The organism is Spirillospora sp. NPDC000708 (assembly GCF_040299565.1).
Lineage (GTDB): Bacteria > Actinomycetota > Actinomycetes > Streptosporangiales > Streptosporangiaceae > Spirillospora.
Genome location: NZ_JBEPCJ010000033.1, coordinates 37467 through 53110, shown reverse-complemented (window position 1 = coordinate 53110; position 15644 = coordinate 37467). Strand labels below are relative to the sequence as shown.

Here is a 15644-nt window from a genome sequence, read left to right as displayed (position 1 = left end):
GTCCGCAGGTCAGCGTCCGGCGAGGAGGTCCTCGAACGGGACGGGTTCGTCGTACGGGTCGGCCTTCGCGGCGGCGGGACACCCGGCGATCGCGGCGGCGAGCTCGGCGCCCGCGCGGGCGATGCGGTCGGGCAGCCCGCTCTCGGCGCTCCCCCAGTCCTCCGACGCCGCGAACACCGCCGTCGGCATGGCGTTCGCGCGCAGGTAGGCGAACAGCGGGCGCATCGCGAAGTCGATGGCCAGGGAGTGCCGGGCGGTGCCGCCGGTCGCGCCGAGCAGCACCGGCCTGCCCTCCAGGTCACCGCGCTCGATCACGTCGAAGAACGTCTTGAACAGGCCGCTGTAGGACGCGTTGAAGACCGGCGTCACCGCGATCACCCCGTCCGCGCCGGTCACCGCCTGGACGGCGGTGCGGAACTCCCCCGACGGGAAACCGGTCAGGTTCGCGTCGACCATCGCGTGGGCGTGGTCGCGCAGCTCGACGGTCTCCACGGCGACGTCGCCGCCGAGCGCCTTCGCGGCCGACTCGGCGAGGCGGTCGGCGAGCAGCCGCGTGGACGACGGCTGCCCGAGCCCCGCCGAGACCACGGCGAGCGTCGTCATCGGGCCACCTCCGCGTTCTCCTTGGCCGCGACCAGCGCGGCGTGCGTCGGCGCGGTCGCCGGGACGTGCGCGGGCCGCAGCGCCTCGAACTCCTTGCGCAGCACCGGGACGACCTCCTCGCCCAGCATGTCGATCTGCTCCAGGACGGTCTTCAGCGGCAGTCCCGCGTGGTCCATCAGGAACAGCTGCCGCTGGTAGTCGCCGAAGTGGTCGCGGAACGTCAGCGTCCGGTCGATGACCTGCTGCGGGCTGCCGACGGTCAGCGGCGTCTCGCGGGTGAAGTCCTCCAGCGACGGGCCGTGCCCGTAGACGGGCGCGTTGTCGAAGTAGGGCCGGAACTCGCGGACGGCGTCCTGGGAGTTCTTCCGCATGAACACCTGGCCGCCGAGGCCGACGATCGCCTGGTCGGCGGACCCGTGCCCGTAGTGCTCGTAGCGGCGCCGGTACAGGCCGATCAGCCGCTGGAAGTGGTCGGTGGGCCAGAAGATGTGGTTCGCGAAGAACCCGTCGCCGTAGTAGGCGGCCTGCTCGGCGATCTCCGGGCTGCGGATCGAGCCGTGCCACACGAACGGGGGCGCGCCGTCCAGCGGGCGCGGCGTCGAGGTGAACGACTGGAGCGGCGTGCGGTACTTGCCCTCCCAGTCGACGACGTCCTCGCGCCAGAGCCGGTGCAGCAGGTGGTAGTTCTCGATGGCGAGCGGGATGCCGTCGCGGATGTCCTTGCCGAACCAGGGGTAGACGGGCCCGGTGTTGCCGCGCCCCATCATCAGGTCCACCCGCCCCTCCGCGAGGTGCTGGAGCATCGCGAAGTCCTCGGCGATCTTCACCGGGTCGTTCGTGGTGATCAGCGTGGTCGAGGTGGACAGGATCAGCCGCTCGGTGCGCGCCGCGATGTAGCCGAGCATCGTCGTCGGGGAGGACGGCACGAACGGCGGGTTGTGGTGCTCGCCGGTGGCGAAGACGTCGAGCCCCGCCTCCTCGGCCTTGAGCGCGATCGCGACCATCGCCTTGATCCGCTCGGCCTCGGACGGGGTCCGGCCGGTGGTCGGGTCGGTGGTGACGTCGCCGACCGTGAAGATCCCGAACTGCATACCGGCCTCCAAGTAGTAGAAGTTTCAATTACCCTACCGAACCCCGGCCCCCGCCCCGCTATTCCGGTCCTCGGCCCCCCGCTACGGCACGGACCGCTCGAGCGCCTCCAGCAGCCAGAAGTGCAGCGCGCCGAGGGTCGCCGGCTCCCCCGTGACCAGGCGGAACAGCTCCCAGTACCGGGCGACGCGGGGATCGCGCTCCACCTCGGAGTCGCGCAGGATCACGCGCCGGAACCCCGGCGTGTCCCTGGCGCTCCTCCCAGCGGCGTGGGCGTCGACGAACCGGTCCAGCGCCGCGCCGGGGCCCGGCGCCGCCCCCGCCAGGACCAGCGGCGCCGCCAGCTCCATCGCCTCGCTCATTCCGGCCAGCAGCGACTCCTCGTCGCCCACGGCCCGCACGTTCGACCGCGCCTGCTCCAGCAGCCTGCGGTTCAGCGACCGGTCCCCGGTCAGGACGACCATCTCGGCGTACGCGACCACCTGCGCCGGGGACGGGTCGGCGGGCGGCGGCGGGACCACCCGCTCCAGGAACGCCTCGACCCGCTCGTCCGGCAGCGGCGCCATGATCCGGCGCAGCCAGAACTCCACCAGCGCGGCGCGCGCGGCACGGCCGTCCTCGGCGGCCGCGAGCAGGTCCAGCCGCGCCGCCCGCCGGTCCGCCGGCGCCGCCTCCACCGCGCCCAGCGCGGCGCGACGCCAGGCCAGCGCCGACATCTCCGCCTCCAGCGCGGCCCGCTCGGCGGCCACCGCCTCGCCGAGCGACCGCTCCCCCGTCAGGACGGCCGCGATGGCGGGCAGGCCGAGCCCGAGGCCGCGCAGCCGCCGGACGAGCCGCAGCCGGTCGGCGGCCGCCGCGTCGAACCGGCGGTGCCCGCCGGCGCTGCGCGCCGGTTCGAGGATCCCCTCGTCGCAGTAGAACCGGATCGTGCGGACGGGCACGCCGGTCAGCGCCGCCAGATCACCGATGCCGAGGGACCCCGGTCCTGTGGCGCCAGTCACAGTCACTTGAACCTCCACCGGGCTGGAGTTCCTACGGTACGGGCACGACGTCCACGAGGAGGGAGCGAACATGGACGACACGGTGCTCGGCGCCCACCGCATCGCCGAGGCGCTGCGCGAGCACACCGGAGGGATGGCGGGGGCCGTCGCCGGCGCGGACCCGGACACCGCGGTGCCGACCTGCCCGGACTGGACCCTGCGCGATCTCGTCGGTCATATCGGCCAGGCGCACCGGTGGGCCGCGGGGTTCTTCCGGGCCGGCGAGACCGACCTGGTCACGGAGCTGCCCCGGACCGCGCCGGGCGCGCCGGAGGACTGGCCCGGCTGGCTGCGCGCCGGCGCGGACGACCTCGTCCGGGTCTTCGAGGCGGACCCGGACCGCACCGTCGCGCACCCGCTCATGGGCCCGCGCCCGGCCGCGATGTGGCTGCGGCGGATGCTGCACGACACGGTCGTCCACCACGCCGACGCCGCCCTCACCGCCGGCGTCCGGTACGAGGTGGCGGCCGATGTCGCCGCCGACGGGATCACCGAGTGGCTGGGGCTGCTGTCCGAGCCCGCCGCCGCGGAGCTCCAGCCGCGGCTCGCCGAGCTGCGCGGGCGGGGCGAGACGCTGAGCCTGCGCCCGTCCGAGCCGTCCGTGCCCGGATGGGTGATCACCCGCGCGCCGGACGCGATCCGCTGGGAGCGCGCCGACCGGGACGGCGACATGACCATCGCCGGGCCCGTCCGGGACCTCCTGCTGGTGTTCGCGCGGCGCCTCCCGCCGGACGGCGCGGAGGCGAAGGTGGCCGGCGACCGGGCGCTGCTGGACCACTGGCTCGCCCGCACGGCGTTCTGACCTCCACACTGGGGCGATGGGGGACGAGCGGGACGAGTGGCAGGCCGACCCCCGCCGGGACGGCCTGGCCGCGTTCGCGGCGGTCGAGGACGACCGCGCCGGATCGCATCCCGGCGTCCGCCATGTCCGGGCCCTGGGGACGGTGTACCGGTTCGACATCCACCACCCGGGCGACGTGGACATCCATCCCGACCGGCAGCGCCAAGAGGTGCGAGGCATGCGGGGGCCGGACGGGCGGGAGCGCCGCGTCGCCGAGGGTGAGACATGGCGGTTCGCCTGGTCCTGGTACCTGACGGGGGCGCTGCGGGCGACGGCGGCATTCACGCACGTCCAGCAGTTCTTCGCCTCGGTCCCCGGCGGCGGGCCGGGCGGCGGACCGGTGCTGGTGACGTCGCTGCGGCGGCGCGGCGGCCGCGACCTGCTGGAGCTGAACGCGATCCGGTCGGGCGTGGTCGTCGGCGCCGCCGACCTCGGCCCGCTCCGCGGCCGGTGGATCGGCGTCGGGATCGAGGCGCGGTTCGCCGCGGCCCCGCACGGGCGCGTCCGCTGGACGATCACGGCCGCCGGGCCGGGCGGCGCCGGGGACGCGGTCGTCGACGTCGAGCGCGGCGGGCTCGACCTGCGCCCCGGCGCGGCGGGCGTCTCCCCCAAGTGGGGCGTCTACCGGTCGCTGAAGGACCCGGCGCGGCTCGGCGACGCGCACCTCCTCATCAAGGATCTTCGTGCCCGCCGATTGCGGCATTTCGGGTGACCGCGGCGATACGGTGCAGGGGCGGCGCCGGAACGGGCCGCCCGGAAAGCCCCCGCGGCCACCGGAGACCCCTGAGGAGGAACCGTTGAGCCAGCCTTCGACCGTCCCCGGGTCCCTGCGCGACGACGCCGCCGCCCTGCAGGACGACCTCGCGCGGCTCCGCGGCGCGCTGCACCGCGAGCCCGAGCTCGGCCTGGACCTGCCGCGGACCCAGGAGAAGGTGCTCGCGGCCCTCGACGGGCTCCCGCTGGAGATCACCACCGGCGAGCGGCTGACCTCGGTGACGGCGGTGCTGCGCGGCGCCCGCCCGGGCCCGACGGTGCTGCTGCGCGGCGACATGGACGCGCTCCCCGTGACCGAGCGCGGCGACGCCGCCGTGGTCTCCCGGGTCGACGGGGTGATGCACGCCTGCGGCCACGACCTGCACACCACGATGCTGGCGGGCGCGGCGCGCCTGCTCGCGGCCCGGCGCGACGACCTCGCGGGGAACGTCGTGTTCATGTTCCAGCCCGGCGAGGAGGGCCTCGGCGGCGCGCGGATCATGATCGAGGAGGGCGTGCTGGAGGCGTCCGGCGAGCGCCCCGTCGCCGCGTACGCGCTGCACGTGTTCTCCGCGGCCCTGCCGCAGGGGATGTTCGTGACCCGGGGCGGGCCGATCATGGCGGCCGCGGACCGGCTGCGGGTCACCGTCCGGGGCGTGGGCGGGCACGGGTCCATGCCGCACCTGGCGAAGGACCCGCTGCCGGCCGCCTGCGAGATGGTCACCGCGCTGCAGACGATGGTGACCCGCGCGTTCGACCCGTTCGACCCGGTGGTGCTGACGATCGGGTCGTTCCACTCCGGCACGATGGACAACGTGATCCCGGACGAGGCGAGCTTCTCCGGCACCGTCCGGTCGTTCTCCCCGGCGTCGCACGAGAAGCTGAAGGAGCGGACGGTCGAGCTGGTGCGGGGCCTCGCGAAGGCGCACGGCCTCGACGTCGACGTCAGTTACGTCCAGGACTACCCGGTGACGGTCAACGACGGCGCCGAGGCCGCGTTCACGGCGGACACCATCCGGGAGGTGTACGGGGAGGACCGCTACTTCGACTCGCCGCAGCCGTTCCCCGCATCGGAGGACTTCTCGTTCGTGTGCGACGAGGTACCGTCGGCGTTCGTCGTGATGGGCGCGTGCCCGTCCGGCGCCGACCCGGGCAAGGCGGCCGTGAACCACTCCGCCGACGCCCGCTACGACGACGCCGTGCTCGCGGACGGCGCCGCGCTCTACGCCGAGCTGGCCGCCCGGCGGCTGGCGCGGGAGAACTGACCGGCACGGGGAACCACCACGGGGAGCCGACGCGCGACCGGTGCGGAGCAGCCGAAACATTCCGGCCCGCCCGGTCGTCAGACTGGGGGGCGGGGCGGACCCGCCCGGCGCACGGCATGGAAACGGGACGGGGCGGGACCGGCGGTCCCCCGCGGCGGATCGGAGGGCGCCGGTGTTCATCGGGCTGCTGACGGCGGTGGGCGCGTCGGCCTGCTACGGGACGGGATCGGTCCTGCAGGCGCTCGGCGCCAGGCGGTCCGCGGCGCGCGAGACCGCCGCGGGCGCCGGGTCCACCGAGTACGGCGGGCCGAGCCTGTCCGCCACCGCCAAGGCCGTGGTGACGTGGGAGTTCATCGTCGGGACGGTGCTGGACACGGCCGGGTTCGCGCTCGGCGCGCTGTCGGCGAAGCTGGTGCCGCTGTTCCTGTCCCAGACGGTGATCAGCGCGAACCTGGTGATCACCGCGGTGCTCGGCATCTGGGTGCTCGGGATCCGGCTCGTCCGGCCGGAGTGGATCTCGATCGGGGTGGTGTGCGCCGCGCTGGTGCTGCTCGCCGGCACCGCCGGGCACGAGGGCGCCGGGCGCGTCGCGATCGGCTGGCACTGGGGGCTGCTCGGGGTGTCGGTGCTGCTCGTCGCCGCGGCGCTGCCGATCGTCCGGCTGATGGGCTCGCGCGCCGCGATCCCCGCCGGCCTGCTGTCGGGGCTGTGCTTCGGCGCGGTCGGCGTCGGCGTCCGGATCCTCAACGGCACCGACCCGCTCGCCTGGCGGGACCTGCTCGGCGACCCCGCGCTGTACGCGATCGCGATCGCGGGCCTCGGCGGGATGTACTTCCACACGCTCGCGCTGCAGATCGGGTCGATCAACGGCGCGACGGCGGCGCTGGTCGCGGGCGAGACGGTCGTCCCGGGGATCATCGGGGTGCTGTGGCTCGGGGACGCCTCGCGCGACGGCATGGCGGTCCCGGCGGCCGTCGGGTTCGTGCTGGCCGTCGCCGGCGCGGTGGCGGTCGCCTGGTATGGCAACCCGCACGTCCCCGGCGTCCGCGAGCCCGAACCGGCCGAGAGCGTCGGGGGCTGAGGGGCGCCCGGCGGTCAGCCCTCGTGGACGGCCTGGATCTCCAGGGCGATCGCGATCGTGTCGCCGAGCATGACCTTGTCGCCCTGCAGCGGCACGTTGAACTCGATGCCGAAGTCGCGGCGGCTGATGGACGCGGTCGCGGTGAAGCCCGCGCGGGTGCCGCCCCACGGGTCGGACCCGATGCCGTGGAACTCGGTCAGCAGCCGCACCGGCCGCGTGACGTCCTTGACCGTCAGTTCCCCGTCCAGGTGGTAGCGGGGGCGCTTGGCCCGGCGGCCGATCGTGGCGCGTTCCACCCCGGTCCCCCGGAACGTCATGACCGGATGGCGCTGGACGTCGAGGAAGTCGGCCGAGCGGACATGCTCGTCGCGCTCGGGGCTGCGGGTGTCGATCGAGCCCATCCTGATCTCCGCCCGCGCGGTGGAGTCCATCGGGTCGTCACCGATCACGACCTCGCCGCCGAAGTCGGGGAACGAGCCGCGGACGGTGGTCATCAGGTGCCGGATCGTGAAGGTGATCTCGGAGTGGACCGGGTCGATGGACCAGCGGCCCGGCGCGAGGCCCCCCACCTCGTCCCCCATGACAAATCCCCCTAAAGAGCGCAATCAGGTTCAAACACGAAAAGTTACCGCAAACCAGTCCATGATCGTTGTGACGGCGCGATCAGGGGGAATGCTTCCCAGATGATCGGCGAACACGTGCTGGCCGGATACGTCCACGACGCGGGCGGCCGGGAGGCCCTGGACCTGGCGCGCGCCATCGTCGCCCTCACCGGCGGCGAGCTGAGCGTCGCCACCGTCCACCCGCCGGGCCGCGCGGGCGCCGCCGGCGAGGCCCACGCCCTGCTGGAACAGGCCGCCGAGCTGCTCGGCGAGCAGCCGGCCGAGCTGCTCGTCCAGGAGAGCCGCAGCGTCGGCCGCGGCCTTACCTCGGTCGCCGGCCGGATCGGCGCGGACCTGATCGTCGTCGGCTCCCCGGAGGGCGGCGCGCGGGGCCGGATCGGCGTCGGCGCCGCCGCCGACCACCTGCTGCACTCCGCGACCGAGGCCGTCATGCTCGCCCCCGCCGGCTACACGCCGCCCGACGAGCTCGGCCGCATCACCGTCATGTACGTCCGCCGCCCCCAGTGCGACGAGGCCGTGATCCGCGCCGCCCAGGCCGCCGACCGGCTCGACGTCCCGCTCCGCCTGGTCACCCTCGCCATCGGCGACGTCGACGCCGAGCGGCTCCGCGACGACCTCGCGCTCGCCATCCGCCTGGCCGTCGAGTCCGCCGAACTGCCCCCCGAGGACGTCAGCGCCGACCTGGCCGAGGGCGACGACGTCGCCGACGCCCTCGACGACCTCGACTGGCCCGACGGCGAGCTGCTCGTCTGCGCGTCCAGCGAGGACGCCGCCGCCCACCGCGTCTTCCTCGGCGAGGTGGCCGTCAAGGTGCTGCGCGCCGCCCCCTGCCCGGTGACCGTCCTGCCGAGAGGCTACTTCTGACGGGCCACTTCCGACGGGCTACCCCCGAGTAGCCCGTTATGACCGCTTTCCTGGAACGGCTTGCCGCCCCCCGTTTACCTCGACTACATTCCAGCGAGACCGGAACGTGACCTTGGCACGAGGCACGGACCGGATCACCGGTCGGGCGCCCCCTGCCCGAGTCGGCGAGTCGGCAGGGAGCGAGATGGACCCGATCGGCAAGAAGCTGCTCGACGTTGCCCAGAAGCAGCTCGGATACACCGAGCACGGCAGCGGCTACACCAAGTTCGGCGACTGGTACGCCCAGCACATCGACGGCGACCACGACTCGTACTTCAAGACGGCCCCGTGGTGCGACATGTTCCTCGCCTGGGCCGCCGACAAGGCCGGGGTCGCCGAGCAGGCCGGGCAGTTCGCCTCCACCGTCGACCACGCGAAGTGGTTCAAGGAGCACGGCGCCTGGGGCCACACCCCCGAGCCCGGCGCCCTCGTCTTCTACGACTGGTCCGGCTCCGGCGACATCGACCAGATCGACCACGTCGGCATCGTCGAGAAGGTCGACGGGCACACCCTCCACACCATCGAGGGCAACGCCGACGGCTACAAGCTCATGCGCAAGACCCGCAGCATGGACGACGTCGTCGGGTTCGGCTACCCGGGCAAGATCCAGGTCACCGAGGCCAAGTACGCCCCCAAGCACGCCGCCCCCGTCACCACCGTCGACAAGGTCGGCGCCCCCGCCGCCACGACGCACACCCACGAGGAGCAGCACAGCGGCTCCGGCGGGCAGCAGCTCCCCGCGCAGGACGTCGTCCTCGGCGGCATCCTCGCCTTCGTCCTCTGCGGCACCGTCGCCCTCGCCGCCGGACGCGCCGCCGCCGCGAAGGCCCCCACCACGCCGCCCATCCGGGTCCGCAAGCGCGGCAAGCACCACCGTCCCGCGACGCCCGTCGCCCTCCCGGCCGACGTCACCCCCGCCGACCTGGACGCCGCGGACGCCGGCACCACCGTCATGCCCGCCCTGTCCCTCGCCGCCGCCCACGAGGCCGAGGACCGCGAGTTCTGGGGCCGCATCGCCCACCTCGAGGAGGACAAGGAGCTCGCGTTCTGGAACTCGCTGCACGCGGAGGCCACCGAGTCCGCGGCCGGCTCCCCGGCCGGTTCCGAGGCCGGCTCCGCGGCCGACGAGTACGCAACCACTCCCGGATTCCGCTAGAGTTATTCATGCGCGCCGGGGGAAACCCCGGAGCCGACAAGCGGACGTGGCTCAGTTGGTAGAGCATCACCTTGCCAAGGTGAGGGTCGCGGGTTCGAATCCCGTCGTCCGCTCTGAGAGGTCCGTGAGGCCTCGCTCTGGTGGAGTGGCCGAGAGGCGAGGCAACGGCCTGCAAAGCCGTGTACACGGGTTCAAATCCCGTCTCCACCTCGCAGTACACGCAGAGCAGTAATGCAAGGGCGATTAGCTCAGTGGGAGAGCGCTACCTTGACACGGTAGAGGTCACTGGTTCAATCCCAGTATCGCCCACGCACGAATCAGGAGTGGCGGGTCCGCGGAGAACGCGGGCCGCCACTCCTTCGTCGTAGTGGCGCCGTCTCCGGCGTGAGGCCCTTGCCCGGCCCGCCGGTCAGCCGCGCGGTCGCTGGGCCTGGACCGCCTTGGCGGCGGCCTCGGCCAGGCGTTCGGACCGCGCGCAGCGCTCGGCGCCGGGCACGTCTCCCGTCACGGTCAGGTTCAGCGACTCCACCTTCTGGTTCCCGTGCACCCAGAAGGTCCGGTGGACGACGTCCGTCTCGCACCCGTCCCCTTCGTCCGGCCACACGAACGCGGGCCGGCCCGCCAGGCGGATCGGGCGGCCGCCACGGCCGTCCTGCGGGTCGCCCTGGTCGAACAGCAGCCTCACCCCCAGCCGCCCCGCGCCCGACCAGTCGCAGCCCCAGTGCCCGAAACGCGGCTTCGGAGTGGGAGCGGACCCGAGCGAGGTCCGCAGGACGGAGGCGCCGAGCAGCGTGCAGGCGTCCCGGTGGATCAGCGAGTCCCCCGGGCGCCGCAGCCGGCGCCGGGCGAGCGGGCCGCGACGGAGCACTCCCGTCGCGTGCTCGACGGCCGCGTCCGCGATGGCGCACAGCGGCGCGCGCGGCGGCCTCTGTGTCACCGAGACGTCGACGGTGCCGCCGCCACCAGTGGCGGGCAGCCGGATCTCGCGATGGCACTCCTGGCCCTCCTGCGCCTCGGCGACGACCCGGAACCCGTGGAGATCGCGGACCGGCCCGGCGGGCGCGTCGTCCGCCACGCCGAGGAGTTGCAGCTCCACGTCCACCTGCTCCTGGTTCGGCGGCTGGACGGTGACATCGCACCGGTCGAAGTCGCCGTAGTAGGGGTCCAGCTTCGTCGTGCCGAACCGCGTCACGACGCCGGGATCGGCGAGCGCGCAGGGATCGGCCGACCGCTGATCCCCTATGGACGCGCGCGGCGTGCCCCCGGGCTCCCAGAGGATGCCGGGCTGCCAGAGGAAGATGACCGCCGCCAGCGCGAGCACCGGTACGGGCGCGACCGCCACCAGGGTGAGAGCCCTGCGGCCGCGCCGCCGTACCGGGCCGGCGTCGATCCTGGTCTCGCACGGCGGTTCCAGCCCCGTGCGCACCTCCGCCAGGCTCGGCCGCTCGGCCGGGTTCGGGTGCAGCATCCGCTTGACCAGGGCGCGGAGCGGCCCGGTCTCCCTGGCCAGGGCGCCACTGCGGCGCACGGCGCCGCCGCGCCCCGGGGAGCGGCCGGTGATGAGGGCGTGCAGGGTGACGCCCAGGGAGTAGACGTCCGACGCCGGTTCGGGCGCCCCGAGAAGGACCTCGGGGGCGGCGTAGCCGGGCGTGTAGAAGAGGGGGCCGTTCGGGGTGATCGTTCCGCTGCCGTGCAGGCGGTACGCGGCGCCGAAGTCGGCCAGCTTCGCGGTGCCGTCGTGGTCGAGGAGGATGTTCCCTGGCTTGATGTCGCAGTGGACGATCCCCTTCGCGTGCAGCGCCTCCAGCGCGCCGGCGACCTGGACGCAGAGGCGCGCCGCCTCCCAGGGCGGAAGCGGCGTCCCGCCCGCCAGGCCGCCGCCCGGCACATAGGCCATGACCAGCCAGGACTCGGGATCCTCCGCCGGGCCCGTGAAGACCGCGTCGTACAGGGTGACCACGTGCGGGTGCTCGAACTTCGCCAGCGCGCGGGCCTCGGCGCGCAGCAGGGCGGCGCCGGCCCTGCCCGCGTACTTCGGGCCGGGCCGTTTGACGACCACGTCCCGGCCGAGGACGGCGTCCCTGGCGAGCCACACCTCGCCCGTCGCTCCCCCGACGAGCGTCCGGACGAGCCGGTAGCGGTCGGCGACCACGTCTCCCTCGCGCACGGGCGCTCCTCTCGGCCGGGGGGAAATGACACGTTCCGTGCACGGCCGAATGTACTGGGTGACCGTCGGAGCGCGCGGCGTTTCCGGGCCCCCTGCCGGGGGAGGCACCTTTCATGATCATGACGGAGGGGGCGCGGGCGTGGTCTGGCTGATCCTCATCGGCGCCGGGCTGATGGAGACGGTGTGGGCGGCGGCGCTGGAGGCCTCCCACCAGTTCTCCAGGGTGGGGCCGACCGTCCTGTTCCTGGTGGCGCTCGCGTTGAGCATGGTGGGGCTCGGGCACGCGCTCCAGTCGCTGCCGCTCGGGACCGCGTACGCGGTGTGGACGGGGATCGGCGCGGTCGGCGCGGCGGTGTACGGGATGGCGGTCCTGCACGATCCGGTGACGTTCGCCCGGATCGTGTGCCTGCTGCTGATCGTCGCCGGGGTCGTCGGGCTGCGCTTCGTCGCCGCCTGACCGGCCTCCCGACCGGCCGTCCGGTCAGCCGCCCGGCCGGAGGAGCCCGGGCAGGCCGGCGACGGACTCCAGCAGGTGGGTGTGGCGGTGCCGGCCCAGCTCGGCGGCGGGGGTGGCGCCCGTGGTCACCGCGACGACGTAGCGGACGCCCGCGTTGCGGCCGGCGGCGAGGTCGTTGGGGGTGTCGCCGGCGGCGAGGGCGCGGTCCACGCTCCGCACGCCCGCCAGTTCCATCGCCCGGAAGATCATGTAGGGGGCGGGGCGGCTCGCGGTGACGTCGTCGGCGGTGACCAGGCCGTCGACGGTGCCGGGGACGGTCCAGTCCAGCGCGTCCAGGATCGACAGGGCGATGTCGCGGGAGTAGCCGGTCTGCAGGACGACCTTGACGCCCGCGGCGCGCAGGTCCGCGATCGCCTCGGTGACGCCGGGGAGGGCCTTCGGGGGGACGTCGGCGTAGGACTTGGTGAGGCGGGCGGTGAAGTCGGCGTACACGGTCTCGACGTCGCCCGCGGGGGCCGCGCCGGTCAGTTCGGTCAGCAGGCCGGCGACGGCCTCGTGCTTGCTGGTGCCGGTCCAGCGGTGCAGGACGTCGGCGGGGACGGGGCGCCCGAGGTGCGCCGCGACGGCCCGCTCGAGCGCGGCGTAGACGGCGCCACCCTCCTGGACGGTGGTGCCGGCCATGTCGAGCGCGGCGAGTTCGAAGGTCACAGGGCCTCTCCTGTCTCGGGGACGGTGCGGACGAGCGCGAGGTGGTGCGCCCGCTCGTTGGCGATGGTGAAGGTGGCGCGGTCGGGGCGGTAGCGGTCGTCGGCGTACTCGACGGGACGTCCGTCGGTGGTCCGCGCGGTGCGGCGCTCGCGCAGCAGCGGGCCGCCCTTCGGGACGCCGAGCAGGCGGGCGTCGTCGGCCGGGGCGGCGATCGCGTCGATGGTGTGGGTGGCGGCGACGATCTCCACGCCGCGGGCCAGCAGGCCCGCGTAGATGGAGCCGGCGTCGGTGTCGAAGTCGAACAGCAGCAGGCCGATGTCGAGCGCGAACGTGCTGCGCTCCAGCATGACCGGCTCGCCGTCGAGCAGCCGGAGCCGCAGCACGTCGATGACCGGCTCGCCCGGCTCCAGTCGGAGCGCCTCGGCGGCGATCGGGTCGGCGCCGCGCCGGGCCAGCTCGATGGTGCGCTGGCCGGGCCGGTGCCCGGACCGCTCGACCCACGCGGAGAAGGACAGGAACGTCTCGAACGGCTGGCCCATCGGCCGCCGCCGGACGATGGGGCGGCGGCCCTGGCCGCCCTCGATGAGGCCCTCGTTGCGCAGCGTGGACAGCGCCTGCCGGACGGTGCCCCGGGAGGTCCCGAACTCCTCGACGAGCCGGGCCTCCGACGGCAGCGGCTCCCCCACGGCGAGGGCGCCGGAGACGATCCGCTCCCGCAGCGCGTCGGCGAGCCTGGCGTGCAGTGATCCCGACGTCATGGCCTGACCATACAAGGACCGGCATCCGTCCTGTCAACGTGCGGGAACGCCCATGTTTCCCCAGGTGAACAGCCGGTTAACTTGTTTGTACAAGTCGCTTCGGCGGGTTGACGGGCGGCGGGGCGCGCCCCGAGTCTCGGGGCCATGACCCCCCTTCCTGCCACCCCCGTCGACCTGCTCGTGGTCGGCGCCGGCGTCGTCGGGCTCGCGCACGCCGCCGAGGCGCACCTGCGCGGGCTGACGGTCGCCGTCGTCGACCGCGACGCCTTCGCGGCGGGCGCCTCCGTCCGCAACTTCGGCCACGTCTGCGTGACGGCCCAGGACGGCGACGCGCTCCGGTACGCGCTGGCCGGGCGCGAGCGCTGGCTCCGGCTGGGCGCCGAGGCGGGCTTCGACGTGGCCGAGGCCGGCACGCTGGTCGTCGCGCGGCGGCCGGAGGAGATGGCCGTGCTGGAGGAGTTCGCCGCCGTGCGGGGCGGCGACCACGTGCGGCTGCTGGACGCGGCCGGCGTCGCGCGGCGGCTGCCCGGCGCCGAGGCGCTCGGCGGCGCGCACCTGCCGCTCGACCTGCGGCTCGACTCCCCCACCGCGATCCCCGCGCTGGCCGGCTGGCTGGAGGCGCGGGGCGTGCCGATCGCGCGGCGCACCAGCGTGCTGGCGGTGGAGCCGGGCCTGGTCCGCACGTCGCGCGGCGACGTCCGGGCCGCCCGGACGGTCCTCGCGGTCGGCCACGACCTGGACCGGCTGCTGCCGGACGTCGCCGACGCGGCCGGGATGACCCGCTGCCTGCTGCGGATGCTGGAGGTCGCCCCGCCGGGCGGCGTCCGGGTCGCGCCGGGCGTGCTGACCGGGCTGTCCCTGCTGCGCTACGGCGGGTTCACGGCGCGGCCGGCGGCCGCGGCGCTGCGCGAGGCCGTCGCCGCGGAGGCGCCCGAGCTGCTGGACGCCGGCGTGAACCTGATGTTCACGCAGCGTCCGGACGGCGCGATCGTGCTCGGCGACACCCACCACTACTCCGCCACCCACGCCCCGTTCGACGACGAGGGCACGGCGGAGATGCTGCTGCGCGAGGGCGCGCGGCTGCTCGGCGCCCCGTCGCTGCGCGTCCTGCGCCGCTGGCGGGGCCAGTACGCCTCGTCGGCGCGGACCGACGTGCTGGACGTCGAGGTGGCGAGCGGCGTCCGCGCCGTGTCCGTCACCTCCGGCATCGGAATGACGATCGCCCACGGGCTGGCCCCGGCCGTCCTGGACTCCCTCTTCTGACCCCTGACTCGATGAAAGGCCCTTCCATGCGCCGTTTCCGGCTCTCCCTCGCGCTCGCCGCGCTCGTCCCCGCGGCCGCCCTCGCCCTGACCGGCTGCGGCGACGGCTCGTCCGGCGCCGCGAAGGGGTCCTGCCCCGGCGGCAAGGTCCGCTTCGGCGTCGAGCCGTTCGAGGACGCCGCCAAGCTCACGCCCGCGTACAAGACGCTCGGCAAGGCCCTGGAGGCCAAGCTCGGCTGCCCCGTCGAGGTGCAGATCGTGCAGGGCTACTCCGCCGAGGTCCTCGCGCTGCAGAACAAGAAGCTCGACGTGGCGCAGTTCGGCCCGCTCGGGTTCGTGTTCGCGTCGCAGCGCACCGGCGCCGAGCCCGTCGTGTCCTTCGGCAACCCGGACAAGTCCGTGTCGACCTACAAGGCCGGCATCTGGGTGAAGAAGGACAGCCCGGTCGCGACCGTCGCCGACCTCAAGGGCCGCACGCTCGCGCTCTCGGACGCCGGGTCGACGTCGGGCGACGCGCTGCCCCGCTACGCCATCCGGAAGGCCGGGCTGTCGGAGTCCGACGTCAAGCTCCAGTACGCCGGCGGCCACCCGCAGTCGCTGCTCGCGCTGACCTACGGCAAGGTCGACGCCGCGGAGATCAACACCCAGCAGCAGGCGACCTCGACGTCCGAGCACCAGTTCGACGCCGCCAAGTACAAGCAGATCTGGGCGTCCGACCCGATCCCGAACGACCCGATCACCGTCGCCAAGGGCCTCGCCCCGGCGTTCAGGACCAAGCTCGTCTCCGCGCTGACCTCGCTGTCCCCGCAGGACGTGGCGAAGGCGGGCGCGTTCCTCGACGTCGAGCCGGGCCCGCTCGTCCCGGTGACGAAGCAGACCTACCAGCCGCTGTTCGACCTGGCTCGGACGCTCGGCCTCACCGAGAAGAACCTGTAGCG

General features: G+C 74.2%; 16 protein-coding genes and 3 tRNA genes. 12 read left to right on the top strand and 7 right to left on the bottom strand.

The window, feature by feature from the left end; genetic code table 11:
* Window positions 1–9: 9 nt before the first annotated feature.
* From ABT299_RS23560 to ABT299_RS23550, 3 genes are all read right to left on the bottom strand, one after another.
* Complete coding sequence (locus ABT299_RS23560; protein WP_500252004.1) at window positions 10–603, bottom strand: CE1759 family FMN reductase; 594 nt, start codon at window positions 601–603, stop codon at window positions 10–12.
* A complete protein-coding gene (locus tag ABT299_RS23555) occupies window positions 600–1694 on the bottom strand; it encodes an LLM class flavin-dependent oxidoreductase (protein ID WP_500252003.1) in 1095 nt (364 codons plus the stop codon). Before ABT299_RS23555 ends, ABT299_RS23560 begins: the two co-directional genes overlap by 4 nt.
* 81 nt (window positions 1695–1775) lie before the next feature.
* Window positions 1776–2699, bottom strand: a complete 924-nt coding sequence (locus tag ABT299_RS23550) for a MerR family transcriptional regulator (RefSeq protein ID WP_500252002.1) — start codon at window positions 2697–2699, stop codon at window positions 1776–1778.
* Between the two features lie 64 nt (window positions 2700–2763).
* Here ABT299_RS23550 and ABT299_RS23545 point away from each other — a divergent pair, with 64 nt between their 5' ends.
* The 4 genes from ABT299_RS23545 to ABT299_RS23530 all read left to right on the top strand — a co-directional run bounded on the left by ABT299_RS23545 (window position 2764) and on the right by ABT299_RS23530 (window position 6672).
* Window positions 2764–3534 carry a maleylpyruvate isomerase family mycothiol-dependent enzyme gene (locus ABT299_RS23545; RefSeq protein ID WP_500252001.1) on the top strand — a complete coding sequence of 257 codons (771 nt, stop codon included), beginning with the start codon at window positions 2764–2766 and terminating at the stop codon, window positions 3532–3534.
* Window positions 3535–3550: 16 nt separating this feature from the next.
* Window positions 3551–4285, top strand: a complete 735-nt coding sequence (locus ABT299_RS23540; protein WP_500252000.1) for a hypothetical protein — start codon at window positions 3551–3553, stop codon at window positions 4283–4285.
* Between the two features lie 85 nt (window positions 4286–4370).
* Window positions 4371–5591 (top strand): M20 metallopeptidase family protein, encoded by a 1221-nt coding sequence (locus ABT299_RS23535; RefSeq protein ID WP_500251999.1) that lies wholly within the window; start codon window positions 4371–4373, stop codon window positions 5589–5591.
* Between the two features lie 172 nt (window positions 5592–5763).
* The gene (locus ABT299_RS23530; RefSeq protein WP_190866418.1) at window positions 5764–6672 is read left to right on the top strand and encodes a DMT family transporter; all 909 of its coding nucleotides are present in this window, start codon (window positions 5764–5766) and stop codon (window positions 6670–6672) included.
* Window positions 6673–6686: 14 nt separating this feature from the next.
* Here the strand turns inward: ABT299_RS23530 and ABT299_RS23525 are convergent, their stop codons facing one another.
* The gene (locus ABT299_RS23525; RefSeq protein ID WP_190866416.1) at window positions 6687–7253 is read right to left on the bottom strand and encodes a YceI family protein; all 567 of its coding nucleotides are present in this window, start codon (window positions 7251–7253) and stop codon (window positions 6687–6689) included.
* 102 nt (window positions 7254–7355) lie between these two features.
* Here ABT299_RS23525 and ABT299_RS23520 point away from each other — a divergent pair, with 102 nt between their 5' ends.
* From ABT299_RS23520 to ABT299_RS23500, 5 genes are all read left to right on the top strand, one after another.
* The gene (locus ABT299_RS23520) at window positions 7356–8159 is read left to right on the top strand and encodes a universal stress protein (RefSeq protein WP_190866414.1); all 804 of its coding nucleotides are present in this window, start codon (window positions 7356–7358) and stop codon (window positions 8157–8159) included.
* A gap of 184 nt (window positions 8160–8343) precedes the next feature.
* Entirely contained in the window at window positions 8344–9354 is a 1011-nt protein-coding gene (locus tag ABT299_RS23515; protein WP_500251998.1) for a CHAP domain-containing protein, read from the top strand.
* A 40-nt stretch (window positions 9355–9394) separates the two neighbouring features.
* Window positions 9395–9467: transfer RNA gene (locus ABT299_RS23510), tRNA-Gly, on the top strand.
* A 26-nt stretch (window positions 9468–9493) separates the two neighbouring features.
* Window positions 9494–9564 (top strand) — tRNA-Cys (locus ABT299_RS23505).
* Window positions 9565–9591: 27 nt separating this feature from the next.
* Window positions 9592–9663: transfer RNA gene (locus ABT299_RS23500), tRNA-Val, on the top strand.
* Window positions 9664–9763: 100 nt separating this feature from the next.
* On the opposite strand, the gene ABT299_RS23495 is transcribed toward ABT299_RS23500, so the two are convergent.
* Window positions 9764–11521 carry a serine/threonine-protein kinase gene (locus ABT299_RS23495; RefSeq protein ID WP_500251997.1) on the bottom strand — a complete coding sequence of 586 codons (1758 nt, stop codon included), beginning with the start codon at window positions 11519–11521 and terminating at the stop codon, window positions 9764–9766.
* Between the two features lie 139 nt (window positions 11522–11660).
* On the opposite strand from ABT299_RS23495, the gene ABT299_RS23490 reads away from it, so the two are divergent.
* Complete coding sequence (locus tag ABT299_RS23490; RefSeq protein ID WP_190866408.1) at window positions 11661–11978, top strand: SMR family transporter; 318 nt, start codon at window positions 11661–11663, stop codon at window positions 11976–11978.
* A 24-nt stretch (window positions 11979–12002) separates the two neighbouring features.
* Here ABT299_RS23490 and ABT299_RS23485 read toward each other — a convergent pair whose 3' ends face one another.
* Complete coding sequence (locus tag ABT299_RS23485) at window positions 12003–12686, bottom strand: phosphonatase-like hydrolase (RefSeq protein WP_500251996.1); 684 nt, start codon at window positions 12684–12686, stop codon at window positions 12003–12005.
* A complete protein-coding gene (locus ABT299_RS23480; RefSeq protein WP_433152366.1) occupies window positions 12683–13444 on the bottom strand; it encodes a GntR family transcriptional regulator in 762 nt (253 codons plus the stop codon). Before ABT299_RS23480 ends, ABT299_RS23485 begins: the two co-directional genes overlap by 4 nt.
* A 144-nt stretch (window positions 13445–13588) precedes the next feature.
* On the opposite strand from ABT299_RS23480, the gene ABT299_RS23475 reads away from it, so the two are divergent.
* Window positions 13589–14707 (top strand): TIGR03364 family FAD-dependent oxidoreductase, encoded by a 1119-nt coding sequence (locus ABT299_RS23475; protein ID WP_500251995.1) that lies wholly within the window; start codon window positions 13589–13591, stop codon window positions 14705–14707.
* Window positions 14708–14733: 26 nt separating this feature from the next.
* Entirely contained in the window at window positions 14734–15642 is a 909-nt protein-coding gene (locus tag ABT299_RS23470; protein WP_500251994.1) for a phosphate/phosphite/phosphonate ABC transporter substrate-binding protein, read from the top strand.
* Window positions 15643–15644: the final 2 nt, after the last annotated feature.